At 58.9% G+C, this 14,294-nt stretch carries 12 protein-coding genes and 1 pseudogene; 5 read left to right on the forward strand and 8 right to left on the reverse strand.

Annotated elements, in window-relative coordinates:
• The 5 genes and pseudogenes from C8K61_RS25570 to C8K61_RS25590 all read right to left on the reverse strand — a co-directional run.
• Nucleotides 1-131 (reverse strand): annotated as a pseudogene (locus C8K61_RS25570) (electron transfer flavoprotein subunit beta/FixA family protein); the annotation flags it as partial.
• A gap of 21 nt (nt 132-152) precedes the next feature.
• A complete protein-coding gene (locus tag C8K61_RS25575) occupies nt 153-1,391 on the reverse strand; it encodes a CaiB/BaiF CoA-transferase family protein (protein ID WP_108099686.1) in 1,239 nt (412 codons plus the stop codon).
• 26 nt (nt 1,392-1,417) lie between these two features.
• A complete protein-coding gene (locus tag C8K61_RS25580) occupies nt 1,418-2,620 on the reverse strand; it encodes a 3-oxoadipyl-CoA thiolase (protein WP_108099688.1) in 1,203 nt (400 codons plus the stop codon).
• Between the two features lie 22 nt (nt 2,621-2,642).
• On the reverse strand, nt 2,643-4,172 hold the full coding sequence (locus tag C8K61_RS25585; protein WP_108099690.1) for a 3-hydroxyacyl-CoA dehydrogenase: 1,530 nt from the start codon (nt 4,170-4,172) through the stop codon (nt 2,643-2,645).
• 2 nt (nt 4,173-4,174) lie between these two features.
• A complete protein-coding gene (locus tag C8K61_RS25590) occupies nt 4,175-4,960 on the reverse strand; it encodes an enoyl-CoA hydratase (RefSeq protein ID WP_108099692.1) in 786 nt (261 codons plus the stop codon).
• A 236-nt stretch (nt 4,961-5,196) separates the two neighbouring features.
• Between C8K61_RS25590 and C8K61_RS25595 the strand changes: the two genes are divergently transcribed.
• Both C8K61_RS25595 and C8K61_RS25600 read left to right on the forward strand, forming a co-directional pair.
• Nucleotides 5,197-6,063, forward strand: a complete 867-nt coding sequence (locus C8K61_RS25595; protein WP_108099694.1) for an IclR family transcriptional regulator — start codon at nt 5,197-5,199, stop codon at nt 6,061-6,063.
• 60 nt (nt 6,064-6,123) lie between these two features.
• Nucleotides 6,124-7,278, forward strand: a complete 1,155-nt coding sequence (locus C8K61_RS25600; RefSeq protein WP_108099696.1) for an acyl-CoA dehydrogenase family protein — start codon at nt 6,124-6,126, stop codon at nt 7,276-7,278.
• Between the two features lie 40 nt (nt 7,279-7,318).
• Here the strand turns inward: C8K61_RS25600 and C8K61_RS25605 are convergent, their stop codons facing one another.
• The 3 genes from C8K61_RS25605 to C8K61_RS25615 form a co-directional block, all read right to left on the reverse strand.
• Nucleotides 7,319-8,731: a UvrD-helicase domain-containing protein gene (locus C8K61_RS25605; RefSeq protein ID WP_108099698.1), complete on the reverse strand. Its 1,413-nt coding sequence runs from the start codon at nt 8,729-8,731 to the stop codon at nt 7,319-7,321.
• Complete coding sequence (locus tag C8K61_RS25610; RefSeq protein WP_158272542.1) at nt 8,724-10,481, reverse strand: ATP-dependent endonuclease; 1,758 nt, start codon at nt 10,479-10,481, stop codon at nt 8,724-8,726. The genes C8K61_RS25605 and C8K61_RS25610 overlap by 8 nt, the downstream gene beginning before the upstream one ends.
• 121 nt (nt 10,482-10,602) lie before the next feature.
• The gene (locus C8K61_RS25615; RefSeq protein ID WP_108099702.1) at nt 10,603-11,487 is read right to left on the reverse strand and encodes a LysR family transcriptional regulator; all 885 of its coding nucleotides are present in this window, start codon (nt 11,485-11,487) and stop codon (nt 10,603-10,605) included.
• Nucleotides 11,488-11,630: 143 nt separating this feature from the next.
• On the opposite strand from C8K61_RS25615, the gene C8K61_RS25620 reads away from it, so the two are divergent.
• From C8K61_RS25620 to C8K61_RS25630, 3 genes are read left to right on the forward strand one after another with little or no spacing between them, the layout of a single operon-like run.
• Nucleotides 11,631-12,635 carry an LLM class oxidoreductase gene (locus tag C8K61_RS25620; RefSeq protein ID WP_108099703.1) on the forward strand — a complete coding sequence of 335 codons (1,005 nt, stop codon included), beginning with the start codon at nt 11,631-11,633 and terminating at the stop codon, nt 12,633-12,635.
• A gap of 1 nt (nt 12,636) precedes the next feature.
• The gene (locus C8K61_RS25625) at nt 12,637-13,437 is read left to right on the forward strand and encodes a sugar phosphate isomerase/epimerase (protein ID WP_108099705.1); all 801 of its coding nucleotides are present in this window, start codon (nt 12,637-12,639) and stop codon (nt 13,435-13,437) included.
• Nucleotides 13,438-13,484: 47 nt separating this feature from the next.
• Nucleotides 13,485-14,249, forward strand: a complete 765-nt coding sequence (locus tag C8K61_RS25630; protein ID WP_108099843.1) for a sugar phosphate isomerase/epimerase — start codon at nt 13,485-13,487, stop codon at nt 14,247-14,249.
• Nucleotides 14,250-14,294 lie beyond the last annotated feature (45 nt).

The raw sequence follows: 14,294 nt of genomic DNA on the forward strand, positions 1-14,294 counted from the left end.
TCTACGGCGATTTCGCAGAAGGGATTCATCGACATTTTGACGTTGGCGAGATCAACGCCGGAGTTGTCCGCTTTGACGCGAACCTTGACGTTGTAATCGACCACACGCTTGATCGCTACGAGGACTTTCATAAACGCTCCAGTTGGAAAAATTCAACGATTGCCGAGCTGCTCGATAATGCCTTGGGCTTTGAGCTGCGCCAGGCGTTCATCGTCCAGACCCAGCTCCCGCTTGAGCACTTCATCGGTGTGTTCGCCCAGCATCGGCGCCGGGCGCAGGTATTCGACCGGGGTGCCTGACAACTTGATGGGGCTGCCAACCGTGACGAAGTCGGCCTTCAACGGGTGAGGAATATTCACCAGCATGTTGCGGGCGAGCACCTGCGGTTCATCCAGCGCCTGGGCGATGCTGTTGATGGCACCAACCGGTACGCCCTGCGGGTGTATGCGCCCTACCCACTCGTCTGCACTGGCGCCGAGGAAATGCTTGGCCAGAATGGCCACGATGTCTTCGCGGTTGCTGACGCGGTCGGCGTTGCGGGCAAAGCGTGGATCTTTTGGCAGGTCGGGCAAACCAATGGCGTTGCACAGCGAGACAAACTGAGAGTCGTTGCCGCAGGCGATGATGAAGTCGCGGTCGCTGGCGCGGAACACCTGGTACGGCACGATGTTGGCGTGGGCGTTGCCGTAGCGGCCTGGCGGCTTTCCGGACGCCAGGTAGTTCTGGCTTTGGTTGCACAGGGTGGCTACCTGTACGTCGAGCAGGGCCATGTCGACATGTTGGCCGAGGCCGGTCTTTTCCCGGCTCAGCAGCGCGGCCTGAATGGCCACTGTCGAGTACAGGCCGGTCATCAAGTCCGCAAAGGCCACGCCTACTTTCTGTGGGCCTCCACCGGGAAGATCGTCGCGTTCGCCAGTGATGCTCATCAGGCCGCCCATGCCCTGAATGATGAAGTCATAACCGGGCTCTGCAGCGCGCGGGCCTGTCTGGCCGAAGCCAGTGACCGAGCAGTACACCAGGCGCGGATTGATCGCAGCGAGGCTGGCGTAGTCCAGACCGTACTTGGCCAGGGAGCCTGCCTTGTAGTTTTCGATCAGTACGTCGCAACTGGTGGCCAGGGCACGGATCATTTCTTGCCCTTCGGGGCTGGCGATATTCAGCGCCACCGACAGTTTGCCGCGGTTAGTGGACTGGTAATACGACGCCTCGCCAGAGGACTCGGCGTTCTGCCCTTTCATCCAGGGCGGCCCCCAGCCACGGGTGTCATCACCCGCACCAGGGCGTTCAATTTTGATCACTTCGGCACCCAGGTCAGCCAGGGTTTGGCCACACCAGGGGCCGGCCAGCACGCGGCTCAAATCCAGCACGCGAAATCCAGTCAAAGCACCCATTTCAATTCACCTTTGCTTGCGTGCGCTTACACACGTTCGATGACCATCGCCAGGCCTTGGCCGACGCCGATACACAGGCTCACCACCGCGTAGCGTTTGCCACCCTGTTGCAAGGCACGTGCAGTGCTCAGTGCCAGCCGCGCGCCAGAAGCGCCCAGCGGGTGGCCAACAGCAATGGCGCCGCCGTGAGGGTTTACCCGTGGGTCGTCGAAGGCAACGTTGAGGCCTTTCAGGCAACCCAGTACCTGGCTGGCGAAGGCTTCGTTGATTTCGATGATATCCATGTCCGCCAGGCTCAGCTCGGCGCGTGCCAAGGCTTTGTTGATCGCCTCCACCGGGCCGACGCCCATGATGCGCGGGGCAACGCCGGCTGCGGCGGCAGACAAAATGCGCGCCATCGGTGCCAGGCCGTGACGCTCGCCCGCAGCGGCCGAACCAATCAACAAGGCCGCTGCGCCGTCGTTAACGCCAGAAGCGTTGCCGGCAGTCACCACGCCGCCTTCGGAAAGCGGCTTCAGGCGGGCCAGGGCTGTCAGGTCCGATTGCGGGCGCGGATGCTCGTCGTGTTCAACCAGGTTGGGTGGGGACTTGCGCCCGGTGGGCACGCTGACCGCAAGCAATTCGTCCTGGAAGAAGCCGGCACTGCGCGCAGCTTCATAGCGGGCTTGGGAGTTGGCGGCAAAGGTGTCGGCTTGCTCGCGGGTGATGCCGTATTCCTGGGCCACGTTGTCGCCGGTCTGCGGCATGGTGTCGTTACCAAACTCGGCGACGATTTTCGGGTTCGGAAAGCGTGCACCAATGGTGCTGTCGAACACCGTCAGCTCGCGGCTATAGGCCGCCTCGGCTTTGGCCATGACGAAGGGGGCGCGGGACATGCTTTCCACACCACCCGCCACAAACAGATCGCCTTCTTTGCAGGTGACGGCGCGGGCAGCATCAATCACTGCAGCCAGGCCGCTGGCGCACAAGCGGTTTACGGTTTGGCCCGGGACGGTCACTGGCAAACCCGCCAGCAGCGCGGCGTGGCGAGCAATGTTGCGGCTGTCTTCACCGGCCTGATTGGTATTGCCCAGAATCACGTCTTCAATGGCTTCGCCGGGAATGGCGTGGCGGGACAGCAGTTCGCGAATAACGTTGGCAACCAGATCGTCGGGGCGAACCGGTGCAAGCGCGCCGCCGTGGCGGCCGAAGGGGGTGCGTAATCCGGCAAAAATGTAGGCGTCGAGCATGGAGAAATCCTGGCGTTGAAAGTCAGTTAAGGGACGGTTCGGTATGGCGCAGCGACAGGCCAAGGGTGGCGCGGCGACGCAACCAGGGGCCGGGGCGATAGCGAGGGTCGCCGGTAAGCTGTGTCATGCGCTCGAGTACGGTGTGCAAGCGCTTGGGGCCGACACTGTCGCCCCACGCCAGCGGACCTTGCGGATAACCCAGGCCGCGGCGCACGCCCTCATCCAGGTCATCCACGCTGGCAATGCCTTGTTGCACGATATCGCCGGCGAGGTTGACGATCATGGCCAGCACGCGTTGGGCCACAAAGCCAACGCTGTCATTGATCACACTCACGCCCACGCCATCGCTGGCCAGCAGCGCATGGGCCGCGTCGCGCATGTCGCTGCGGGTAGCTGGGTTAAGCATCAGCGTGCGGTAGCGGGCGGTGTCCAACAACGGGTCGATGCACAGGGTACGAGCGGCGTCAGTTCCAAACAGGCCAACGGCGCTGGTGGCGTCCAGCCCGTAGGGTGCCAACAGGCACAGTGCGTCTGCACTGGGCTGGGCACCCTCTTCCACCTGTGCGCCCAGTTGTTGCAGCAGTTCGCTAAAGCGGGTGTGGTCTTCTTTGTTCTCGGTACCCAGCCAAACCGGTGGCAGGCTGGTCACGCTCGGCACAGGTTGTGGCGCAGGAGGATCAATCATCTTGCCGTCGGCGTAACGGTAGAAGCCGCGGCCGACTTTGCGACCCACATAACCGGCGTCGAGCATTTGTCGGGTTAGCGCTGCCGGTCGATACCGCGGTTCTTGGTAGAACTGGTTGTAGATCGACTCGATCACCGGGTGGGAGACGTCCAGCGCCGTCAGGTCAAACAACTCCAACGGCCCCATGCGAAAGCCCAGACCTTCACGCAGGATGCGGTCTATTTCGGCCGGCTCGGTAACGCTTTCCTTGAGAATCTGCAGGGCTTCGGTGCTGTATGCGCGGCCGGCGTGGTTGATGATAAAACCGGGGGTGTCTTTGGCGCGGATGCCGCGATGGCCCATGCGGGTGGCCAGCGCTTGCAGGCAATCGCCCACCAGTGGGTCTGTGGCCAAGCCGTCAATGACCTCGACCACTTTCATCAGTGGCACCGGGTTGAAGAAGTGAAAGCCTGCCACTCGCTGTGGCACACGGCAGTTGCGTGCGATGGTAGTGACCGACAGCGACGAGGTATTGGTGGCCAGAATGCAGGTATCCGCCACCACGGCTTCAAGGTCGGCAAGCAAGGCTTGCTTCGCGTCGAGGCGCTCGATAATGGCTTCTACCACCAGGTCGACCTCGCCCAGCTCGGCAAGCACCGTTGCCACCTGAACCCGGGAAAGCGTCGCCAGCGCATCGGCAAACGGAATTTTGCCCTTCTCTACCAGCTTATCCAGCGTGCCTTTCAGGGTGTCACGGGCGGCTTGCGCGGCGCCTTCACGGTTGTCGAACAGCATCACGCGCACGCCTGCCTGGGCGGCGATCTGGGCAATGCCGGTGCCCATGATGCCGGCGCCGACTACGGCCATCTGATTAATGGTGCGTGTCATGGTCACTCTCCCGAGAAGATCGCTTTGCGTTTTTCCAGGAAGGCTTGAGCGCCCTCTTTCTGGTCGCTTGAATCGAATAGCAGTTGGAACGCTTTGCGCTCCAGCACCAAGGCGCTTTCCAGCGGCAGGTCGGCGCCGGCGAGCATCACTTCTTTGATTTGCGCGACGGCCAGTGGTGGCAGTGCGGCAATTTCAGCGGCTAGTTCCAGCGCGCGGTTGATGGTCTGTTCGTCGTCCACCACTTCACTGAGCATGCCTATAGCCAAGGCTTGTTGGGCGGACACCAGGCAGCCCGTCAATGCGATGCGCATGGCTTGGAATTTACCTACCGCGCGTATCAGTCGCTGGGTACCACCGGCACCCGGCATCAGGCCGAGCTTCACTTCCGGCTGGCCAAAGCGCGCCGAGGCGCCAGCCACGATCAGGTCGCAGTGCATGGCCAGCTCACAGCCGCCCCCCAGGGCGAAACCGTTCACTGCAGCAATAATCGGCTTGGGGCAACGTGAGATGGCTTCCCACAACAGCTCGGTGTGGCGCAGGTACATCTCAATCGGGCTGGCTTGCGCGAATTCACGAATGTCCGCCCCCGCCACAAAGCACTTGGCGCCGCCGGTCAACACGATGGCTCGCACCTTTGGGTTGCGGGCGACGGCACGGAAGTGCTCGGCGAGTTGTTCACGCACGGCGCTGTTAAGGGCGTTCTTGGCTTCTGGTCGGTCGATGCGCACAACGGCAACGCCGTCGTCGCGAATATCCAGATGCACTACAGATTCAGGTTGCTGACTCATACCCACCTCTAAAAGTGTTTCGCTATACGAAACTGCATTCCGTATTTACGAATTATCATAGAGACGGCCTGGAATTCGTGTAAACCAAAAAACCAAACTATTTATATAAAGCCTTTATTTACAGCTATTTAGGCTCACTAAAAACGCTATTCCATTTCGGTAGCGCTTTAAAATATAATTTCGCCAGACGAAACACGGTTTTATTTTCTTGCATTTGCCAAAAGTGGGGTTCTACCATGGCTCGCAACAAAGCGGATCAGCAGAACGCTGAGAGCAGCACGGGAGCGGATGAAATCGGCTTACTGAAGATGGGCATGCTCGACCCGGCCACGGCGCTCGGCGAGGACGAAGCCGGTGGCCAATTTGTCACCGCGCTGGCCCGTGGCCTGGAACTGATGCGCTGCTTTACCCCGCGCGACAACGTGCTGGGTAATCAGGATTTGGCGCGCATGACCGGTCTGCCGAAACCGACTGTCACTCGTTTGACCAACACCCTGATGCGCCTGGGCTGCCTCAAGCGTGAAGTGCACTCGGGCAAGTACCAGCTGGATGTCGGCGTGCTGGGGTTTGGCTACGCCATGCTGACCAACCTGTCGATTCGTTCGGTAGCCCATCCGCTGATGGAAGAACTGGCCAACCACGCGCAAGCCGCCGTGGCGATGGCAGCCCGAGACCGCTTGCAGATGGTTTATCTGGATGTGGTGCAGGGCCAAGGCAACACCACGATGCGCCGCCAGATCGGCAGTTATCTGCCCCTGGCACAAAGTTCGGCAGGCCGCGCGTGCCTGGCAGCGATGCCGGAAAGTGAGCGGGAGTTTCTGCTCGACCACATTCGCCAGCGCGAAGCGGACCAGTGGCCGGCCATTCGCAAAGGCCTGGACCGTGCGTTTCGCGATTACACCGATTACGGCTTTTGCCTGTCGATCGGCGAATGGCACCGCGACGTCAACTCCGTTGCCGTGCCGTTATTACACCCGCAGTTCGGGTTACTGACCTTCAACTGCGGTGGCCCGAGCTTTCAACTGCCACGGGACAAGCTTGCAGACGATATCGGGCCTCGCCTGATCAACATGGTTAACAACATTGGCGCCGCTGCCCGGTAACCGTTCAGGGGTCGGCGCCCCTTACGAAACAGGCCCACGTGTTGGGCCACAGGAGCGCACATGATCCGTGATACCGAAACCCTGCAGATACTGGTGGATTCGCTTCGCCAGTTCGTCAACGAAGTGCTGATTCCCCGTGAAAACGAGGTGGCCGAGACTGACGCGATACCTGCCGATATCGTCGATCAGATGCGCGACATGGGCCTGTTTGGTTTAACCATTCCGGAGGAATACGGCGGCCTGGGCGTGACGATGGAAGAAGAGGTGAACATCGCCTTTGAACTAGGCCGCACCTCGCCGGCGTTTCGCTCCTACATCGGCACCAACAACGGCATCGGCTCCATCGGCATCTTGCTCGACGGCACCGAAGAACAACGCCAGCACTACCTGCCCATACTGGCCAGCGGCGAGCTGCTCAGCTCCTTCTGCCTGACGGAGCCAGACGCCGGCTCCGACGCTGGCTCGTTAAAAACCACCGCCGTGCGCGATGGCGATTTCTACGTGCTCAACGGCACCAAACGCTTTATTACCAATGCGCCCGAGGCCGGCATCTACACCGTCATGGCGCGCACCAATCCGGCAATCAAAGGCTCTGGCGGCATCAGCGCTTTTATTGTTGAGCGCGGCACCCCTGGCGTTGTGCTGGGCAAGGCCGACCACAAAATGGGCCACAAAGGCGCCCACACCTGCGACGTGATTTTCGACAACGCCCGTGTGCCCGCCAGCCAACTCATCGGCGGCGTAGAAGGCGTCGGTTTTAAAACAGCGATGAAAGTCTTGGACAAAGGCCGTCTACACATCGCGGCCCTCAGCGTTGGCGCTGCCGAACGCATGCTAGACGACGCCCTGCACTACGCCCTGGACCGTAAGCAATTCGGCCAACCCATCGCCGAATTCCAGCTAATTCAAGCGATGCTCGCAGACAGCAAAGCCGAGATCTACGCGGCCAAGTGCATGGTGTTGGACGCTGCGCGCAAACGTGACGACGGTAGGAACGTCAGCACCGAGGCCTCATGCGCGAAGATGTTCTCCACTGAAATGTGTGGCCGTGTCGCTGACCGTTGCGTGCAAATCCACGGCGGTGCCGGCTACGTCAGCGAGTACGCCATTGAGCGATTCTACCGTGATGTGCGGTTGTTCCGGATCTACGAAGGTACGACGCAGATTCAGCAGGTGGTGATTGCGCGGAATATGATTCGCGAAGCGCAGCGGTAACCAAGGTATGAGGCCTCGCGAGCGGGGCCTTTGCAGTTACCTACCAAGTTAGCGTGGGGGACTTCGAGCAGATAATTAACTGCTTGCTACCTCGAGTCATTGCGACGTAAAGGTTTTTAGCATTCATCTTCTCGGGCTCGAGAATTATGGCTACGTCAGCTTCGAGCCCTTTCAGCAGCAAGGTACTTCCCACGGATTTGGAGTTCATCGTACGAGGCATATGCCGAAAGCGCTCTCGCTCCCGTACCACAGCTTCTTGGAATGTAAATGTCCCGCTTACTGCTCGGAGCGCCCTCGAGCATAACCGAACAATGTCGGGTCGGAACGCGAAAACACCAGCAGCTTTTTGAAAAGCATCCAACATATCCGCGGCACTTCGATGCGAGGGCGCGCCCAAGTACGCCAACGCAATAGCCTCAATCTTTGTGGCGCTAGTCTTCGCCCTCCCCCCATGCAAAGAACGGCTCCGCGCAATCAACTGCACAGGAGATAGCCCTGATAACAACGTGCCAAAGAAGGCCACTGCATCGTCCAACGACGATTCTGCAACTGGATCAAATGCTGCAGCAAACTTCATGAAATCCACCATGTCATTTGCTTCAACCATTGTCGCTCGTGCTCTCCTAGCAGTTTCCCATTGAGCTTCCTTGTTTTTCGAGTCAGCAATGATTAGGGCTGAGCCCGAAAATTTTCGCTTCGCAATTGTCAGCCGCGTTTCACTCATTTGCGCTGGCGTGCCTTCAATGCAAACCCATTCCACGCCCTTGGGGGCCTTGGAAAGATCAATCGAGCCGCTAGCTTGACTCAACGCCGGACGAACTGAATTGAGGAGCCAATTTCCTAGCTCAGGGGCGTCAGCGTTTTTCCAGCGCCAAGGCTCGGGCTTCCAAGCTAAAGGAGGAAATGAAACGACAACGTCTTTTTGCCAATCAACAACTGGACCTGCAAAGTCAAAGATGACTTGGAGGGGATCACCTAAAACTACTGTTGGGAGCAACCCCGCAAGCGAAAGAACCATTTGATGTTGCAGGCTCCCACAGTCTTGGTACTCGTCAACAATGATCCTCGAGTATGTCGCTACCACGATTTCGTCTACATGGCCGGCGGCAAGAATTTCCAGCGCGGCCTCCCGAATCGCCACATAGTTCGCGTTGTTTCCCTTGACCTTCAATATTGACGGGGAGAGACGAGATCGCCCAGGAAGGCTCTGGACCAAGCGAATAGCCCAACTATCGAGCGTAGCCACACGCACAGTGTTACCGCCTACGCCGCGCCGCTTTAGGCGTTGTTCAATAGCTGCTCTGCCTGCATTGGTGTGGGTCAACACAAGAGCGGGCTTGCTATCGCCGCTTCGCAGGAGCGCTGAGGTTATAAGCTCCGTTTTGCCACATCCCGCAGGAGCACTGACACTCCCACGACGATGTACAAGAATGTCCAATTCAGCGTCACGCATTGTCTTGCCTAAACAACTGAGAAATCGGCTTTCTGAGTGCTGGATCGGCACTCTTCAAATATGGCCCAAGGACTTTCTCCCCCACCCATTCCATTTTACTGATGGACTTGAACCACCCCTTACGACCTGGGCCAAGCTTGGAGTCCTTGGTGGTTAGTTTGGCAGCCCGACCTAAAACTGCTCGCTCGTCGTCGTCGTATGCTGCGTCCCCGCCAACAAGGCCTAAGACATACTCCAAATCGAACATTTTCTTAGAGACCTCTTCCAAAGCCCCACCGACCAAGTCACCTGAATTGAGCTCAATAGCCAGATTAATAAGTTCATCTACTCCGTCATCAGGCAGCCACTTGAAAAGTGCTTCCTCAAGGGCAAGCGACTCACCCCACGTGCAAACCGTAACACCCTCTGCCTCCGCGGCATCTCGAGATGGCTGAGGGATAGGTACATCTGCGTCCAAGAACGCTTTGGTTCGATACCCCCACTGTGCGAATACCAGAGCCCGTTCTAGGATGTGCTGCGGACTTCTTCCGCCAGCATCCACAAAAGCTGTGGCATTTGCATAAGCGGATGGCCGTCCTAGCGACACTCGGTATCGATCAAGCCCTCTGAGAAGCCCAACCTCGCTGGCCCCTTCACAAACAATCACAGATCTCGCCAGAAACGCTTCAGGATAAAGCCGAGCAACACCTTGAATGGCGTCTTCACTGCTGACCACTTTCATCTCGTGCTGTCCGTCAGCCCCTTTACGAACAATGATGAGCTGATCACCACTGAGCTCGCGCACAACTACTGCAGAGTGGGTTGTCATGAAAACCTGAAGCGGCGTATCGGCTTCTTTCGAGCCAAGAGAGTGCAGAAGCCGGATGATTCGATGCGGCTCAAGACCATGCTCTACTTCGTCAACCAACAGGCAAGTCGCTGCGTCCGAAGCTTCCCTATGAAGAGCTGCAAGAAGAAGGCGGCTCGAGCCCGTTCCGAGATTTCGCAGGGGAATCCCACCTTCAGAATGTAGAGCAATCGCCCCGTCTGAGAACGAAAGCGCTCTGGGGTCCAGCAAAGCCTTGGCCTCGTCTCCCACGTCAATGCCCATTTCCTTGGCTTTCTCCACAACCAGCTTGAGCATGTCGCCTATCGTCGCACCCGCCTTATCGCCAAATGCGAGACGAGCCTCTCTTGCCGCGGAGACTAAGTCGTTTCCTATAGCCAGTTTTTCTTCTGACAGACGCGTCAATACAGAGTTTTTTGTCCACGAAAGATTCGTGCTCGCGTGGTTACCAATCCGGTTCGGTGCGAGCTCAGCTTTGTCCTTCCATTGGAGTTGACGCTGATAGGGGTCGAGCTCCGTGCGCTGTGAATACAACGCCCGCTTGGGCTCCAAGTCGTCTCCGACCACTAACTGGAAGGTAAGAACGACTTCCAGACCTTCACCTGGTTCATCTTCGACCGATCCATCGTCGATGTTAAAGCCGCGCAGCATCTCACCAAGAGTGTCCAAATCCATCAGGCGATCCGGGAGCGCGCCAACAGTGACTCTTATGATGATGGGCTCGGATACATCCATCTCGAAGAAATCAGCATCCGAAAACTCCGTGGTCCGGCGAACTGACATGCAGGATTCGATGGCATCTAAGATTGATGTTTTTCCACTATCCCCTGGGCCAATAAGACAATTGATGCCTTCGCTGGGAGCCCAACTCAGTTGTTTGATACCTCTGAAATTTTTAACTTCGACATGTCTTATCTTTGCCATCCTTGACCTCTCACTACGCAGCGGGATTTTATTTTTAGAAGTACATCGCCATCTTACATACATGTCTGCGGTCGGACGTTCTACGGGCACTTGAGTTGCGCTTGACGATTTCTGTAGTGGGTCAGGGCGTCAGCCGCGCCGCAATAAAATCGACAAACGCGTTTATCTTTGGCAACGGCTGACGGCTGGAAGGCCAGAGAATGCAGAAGGTGCGCCGGTCCTGAATAAAGCTATCGAGCAACGGCACCAGGCGCCCCTCCTCGATCGCGGATGCCAAGATAAAGTCTGGCAAACACGCAATGCCTTGTCCCGCTTCGGCCATGGCCAGTAACGGGTCGATGGCATTGGTGACGGCGGTTTGCGGCAGGTCCAGGTTTAGCTGTTTGCCCTCGGTGTACAGCGGCCACGGGTCCAGCTTGCCGCTGGAGGGATAGCGGTAGTGCAGGCAGGCGTGGGCGCTCAGATCGGCTGGTTTTTTGGGTGGCCGGTGAGTCTTGAGGTAGGCCACAGAAGCCACCAGGCGATGGCTGAAGCCATTTAACTTGCGCATCATCAGGCGCGAATCCTGTAACTCTCCGATGCGCATCACCGCGTCAAACCCTTCTTCGATGACATTCACCAGCCGGTCGCTGAAATCCAGTTCCAGTTCGACGGCGGGATAGGTCTGCTGGAAAGCAATCAGGTGCGGCATCAACCGCATGCCCAACTGCGGCAGGCTGATGCGTAGTTTGCCTTGAGGGTTGCCCGCGGCCTGGGTCAGTTCACGCTCGGCCACTTCCAACTCAGCAAAGATGCGGTGACAGCGCTCGAGAAACAATGCGCCTTCAGCCGTCAGAGTGATCGCCCTCGTGGAGCGATGAAACAGGCGTACGCCCAGTCGTTCTTCCAACTTGGTGATCGCTTTGCCAATCGCCGATGACGACACCTCTAATCGTCGCCCTGCTTCGGTAAAACTTCGCCCATCGGCCGCATGCACAAACGCCGACAGCGCGCCCAGCTGATCCATTTTTGCGCTCACAATTCCATCCTTACGTTCCGCAATGTTTGGAATTCTAGCTTATTTTTCTTTCTCGCCTGGCAGCCTATAGTCCCTGGCATTCTGACTAGGGCCTTCGCTGCCCTGGGTCTCTCGTCATTGTCGAGGTATCCATGACCTATCCCGAACTTCCCAAAGAGCTGGCCGAGCACCGTGGGTATGCCCGCGTTTTCCAGCCTGGCCACCTGACCTTCGGTTTTATCGCACCGTTGGAAAGTTACCCTGATAGCCCCGGCCCTACCCTGGCCAATCACGCGGATATGGCGCGCAAGGTTGACCAGGCCGGCTTCTCGGCAATCTGGCTACGCGACGTGCCGTTTTATGATCCGAATTTTGGGGATGTGGGCCAGGTGATCGATCCTATGGTGTACGCCGGTTACCTGGCCGCCATCACCGAGAATATTGCTATCGGCACGGCTGGCATCGTGCTGCCGCTGCGCGACCCGCTGATCGTGGCCAAACAGGCCGCCAGTGTCGATCAACTGCTGGGTGGGCGTTTTATTCTCGGCTTGGCCACCGGCGATCGGCCCGTTGAGTACCCGGCCTTCGGCGCCGATTTCGACAACCGCGCCGACCGCTTTCGCGATGCGCTGGCGCTGGTTCGTGCCGCCACCGAGCGTGCGTGGCCGGTGCATGGTTCTGCTTATTACGGCGAACTCACTGGCAACCTGGACCTCGTGCCCAAACCTGTGGCGCCGCGCCTGCCTACCATTGTGGTGGGCATGGCCGGCCAGAGCATGGAGTGGATCGCAGAAAACACCGACGGTGTGCTGTGGTATTTCACCGACCCGGCAAAAATCCCCGACATGATCAACCGTTGGCAAGACGCCAGCCGTGGCCAGCCGTTCAAACCCTACGGTTACGGCACCTTCTTCGACCTGGCGGCCGACCCCAACCTGCCCCTGCAAACCGGCCGCGTGCTGCGTGCCGGGCGTAACACCCTGATCGACCTGTGGCGCCGCCAGCAAGACCAAGGCGTCAATCACGTGGCCCTGAACTTCAAGCCACAACAACGCCCCGCTGCTGAAGTGATCGACGAGATGGGCGAGTACATCCTGCCGCACTTCCCCAGCCTGGAACCGGCCCTGACCACCTCTTCTTCGCTACGGAGCCGTTGATATGCAGCACGCCGCTCACGCCATGGATTTTATTTTCCAGACCAAGCTCGGCACCTACCCGTTGGCGGTGCAGTGCGAGATGCTCGCCGAACTCGGTTACCAGGGCATCACCGTTTCGTCCTGGAGCAAAGAGCTCAAGGACTTGCCCAAGGTTAAGGCCCAATGGGGCCTTGATGTGGGCGGTGTCTATGCGATCTACCGCCAGGGCCTGGAGGCCTGGCTGACCCACTTGTTCGAAACCATCGAAGGGTGCAGCACCATCGAATTGGCGTTGCATTCCGGCGACAAAGTGCAGGAGCAGGACGTGCGCATGCTTGAGCACCTGTTGCTGATTTGCGAACGCCGCAATCTGAACATCGCCCTGTACCCGCACATTCGCTACGGCATGCAAACCACAAGCGAAGCGGCGCAACTCTGTGAGCGTTTCAACCATCCGCGCCTGGGCATTGTGTTCAATGGTTATCACTGGTTCGCCGCCCAGGAAGGCGAGCTGGAGCAGCGTCTGGACGCCCTGTGGCCGTGGCTGAAGCAGGTAAATATTGCCGGCTGCCGACTCTCGCCATTGGGTTGGGGCGGCGCGGCCACCATTGAGCCGTTGGATGAGGGCGAGATGGATAACTTTGTGTTGCTGGGCGCGCTGAAGCGCCGGGGTTACACCGGCAAAGTTGGCTTTCTCGGCTGGGAAAGCATGGGCGGCGATGTGCACGGCAACCTCAATCGGTCGATCAACGCGTTTCGCTCCATGGAGCGGCGCCTGACGCGCAATCCGCATTGGGCATTGATGGCGGACGTTCCCCGGTGAGCGGCGCCAACCCCATTCACGCCCTGGACTCGTTTTTCTACACATCCATGGGGGTGTACAGCTTTCAGGCGCAGTGCGAGATGGTCGCCGAAGTGGGCTATGACGCCATCACTGTCGCGGCCTGGGGCGGTACGCCGCTGACTGATCTGACCCAACTCAAACACGTCAAAGACCGGCATGGCCTGGATATCGCCGCGCTGTACCTGGTGCTGCACGAGGGGCGCAACGATGCCTTGGTGCGGCAAATTGTCGAGTCGGTTGAAGGCGTTGAGCTTATTGAACTGGCGGTGCAGACCTCAGTGAATGGTCTGCCGGCCATCCTCGCTGTGATCGAACGCTTGTTGCCGATTGTCGAGCGTCGCGGCCTGCGACTTGCCCTTTACCCCCATCGAAACCACGTCACGCAAACCACGGCACAGGTAGTGGACATCTGCACCTATTTCCACCACCCGCGGCTTGGCGCGGTGTTCAACGGCTACCACTGGTACGCCAGCCAGGAAGGTGACTTGCAGGGCTGCCTGGACGCCATGGCGCCGTGGCTGATGCAGGTCACCACCTCCGGTTCGGCCCTCTCGCCGCTGGGTTGGGGTGGCGTCGCCACCATGGAGCCGCCAGACCGCGGCGAACTGGACAACTTCGCCCTGCTCGCCGCGCTCGCCAACATGGGCTACAGCGGCCGAATCGGCGTACTGGGTTGGGATTACGGCGGCGATGTGTACCTGAAACTGCAGCGCTCGTTGAATGCCATGCGCGGTATTCAGCAGCGCCTGGCCAATCATCCGAACTGGGGTGATATCCCGCTCAATCGTTAACCCGGGCAAGGCGTCACCTCGCCGGCCTCTACCGAACTGGAGTTG

The organism is Pseudomonas sp. GV071, assembly GCF_003050835.1.
GTDB lineage: Bacteria > Pseudomonadota > Gammaproteobacteria > Pseudomonadales > Pseudomonadaceae > Aquipseudomonas.

Bases quoted from the DNA above. Each gene is read 5' to 3' on its own strand.
- C8K61_RS25625 (WP_108099705.1), top strand. From the start codon at position 12,637: ATGCAGCACGCCGCTCACGCCATGGATTTTATTTTCCAGACCAAGCTC.
- C8K61_RS25575 (WP_108099686.1), bottom strand. From the start codon at position 1,391: ATGGGTGCTTTGACTGGATTTCGCGTGCTGGATTTGAGCCGCGTGCTG.
- C8K61_RS25585 (WP_108099690.1), bottom strand. From the start codon at position 4,172: ATGACACGCACCATTAATCAGATGGCCGTAGTCGGCGCCGGCATCATG.
- C8K61_RS25600 (WP_108099696.1), top strand. From the start codon at position 6,124: ATGATCCGTGATACCGAAACCCTGCAGATACTGGTGGATTCGCTTCGC.
- C8K61_RS25630 (WP_108099843.1), top strand. From the start codon at position 13,485: ATGGGGGTGTACAGCTTTCAGGCGCAGTGCGAGATGGTCGCCGAAGTG.
- C8K61_RS25590 (WP_108099692.1), bottom strand. From the start codon at position 4,960: ATGAGTCAGCAACCTGAATCTGTAGTGCATCTGGATATTCGCGACGAC.
- C8K61_RS25580 (WP_108099688.1), bottom strand. From the start codon at position 2,620: ATGCTCGACGCCTACATTTTTGCCGGATTACGCACCCCCTTCGGCCGC.
- C8K61_RS25610 (WP_158272542.1), bottom strand. From the start codon at position 10,481: ATGGCAAAGATAAGACATGTCGAAGTTAAAAATTTCAGAGGTATCAAA.
- C8K61_RS25620 (WP_108099703.1), top strand. From the start codon at position 11,631: ATGACCTATCCCGAACTTCCCAAAGAGCTGGCCGAGCACCGTGGGTAT.
- C8K61_RS25595 (WP_108099694.1), top strand. From the start codon at position 5,197: ATGGCTCGCAACAAAGCGGATCAGCAGAACGCTGAGAGCAGCACGGGA.
- C8K61_RS25605 (WP_108099698.1), bottom strand. From the start codon at position 8,731: ATGCGTGACGCTGAATTGGACATTCTTGTACATCGTCGTGGGAGTGTC.
- C8K61_RS25615 (WP_108099702.1), bottom strand. From the start codon at position 11,487: ATGGATCAGCTGGGCGCGCTGTCGGCGTTTGTGCATGCGGCCGATGGG.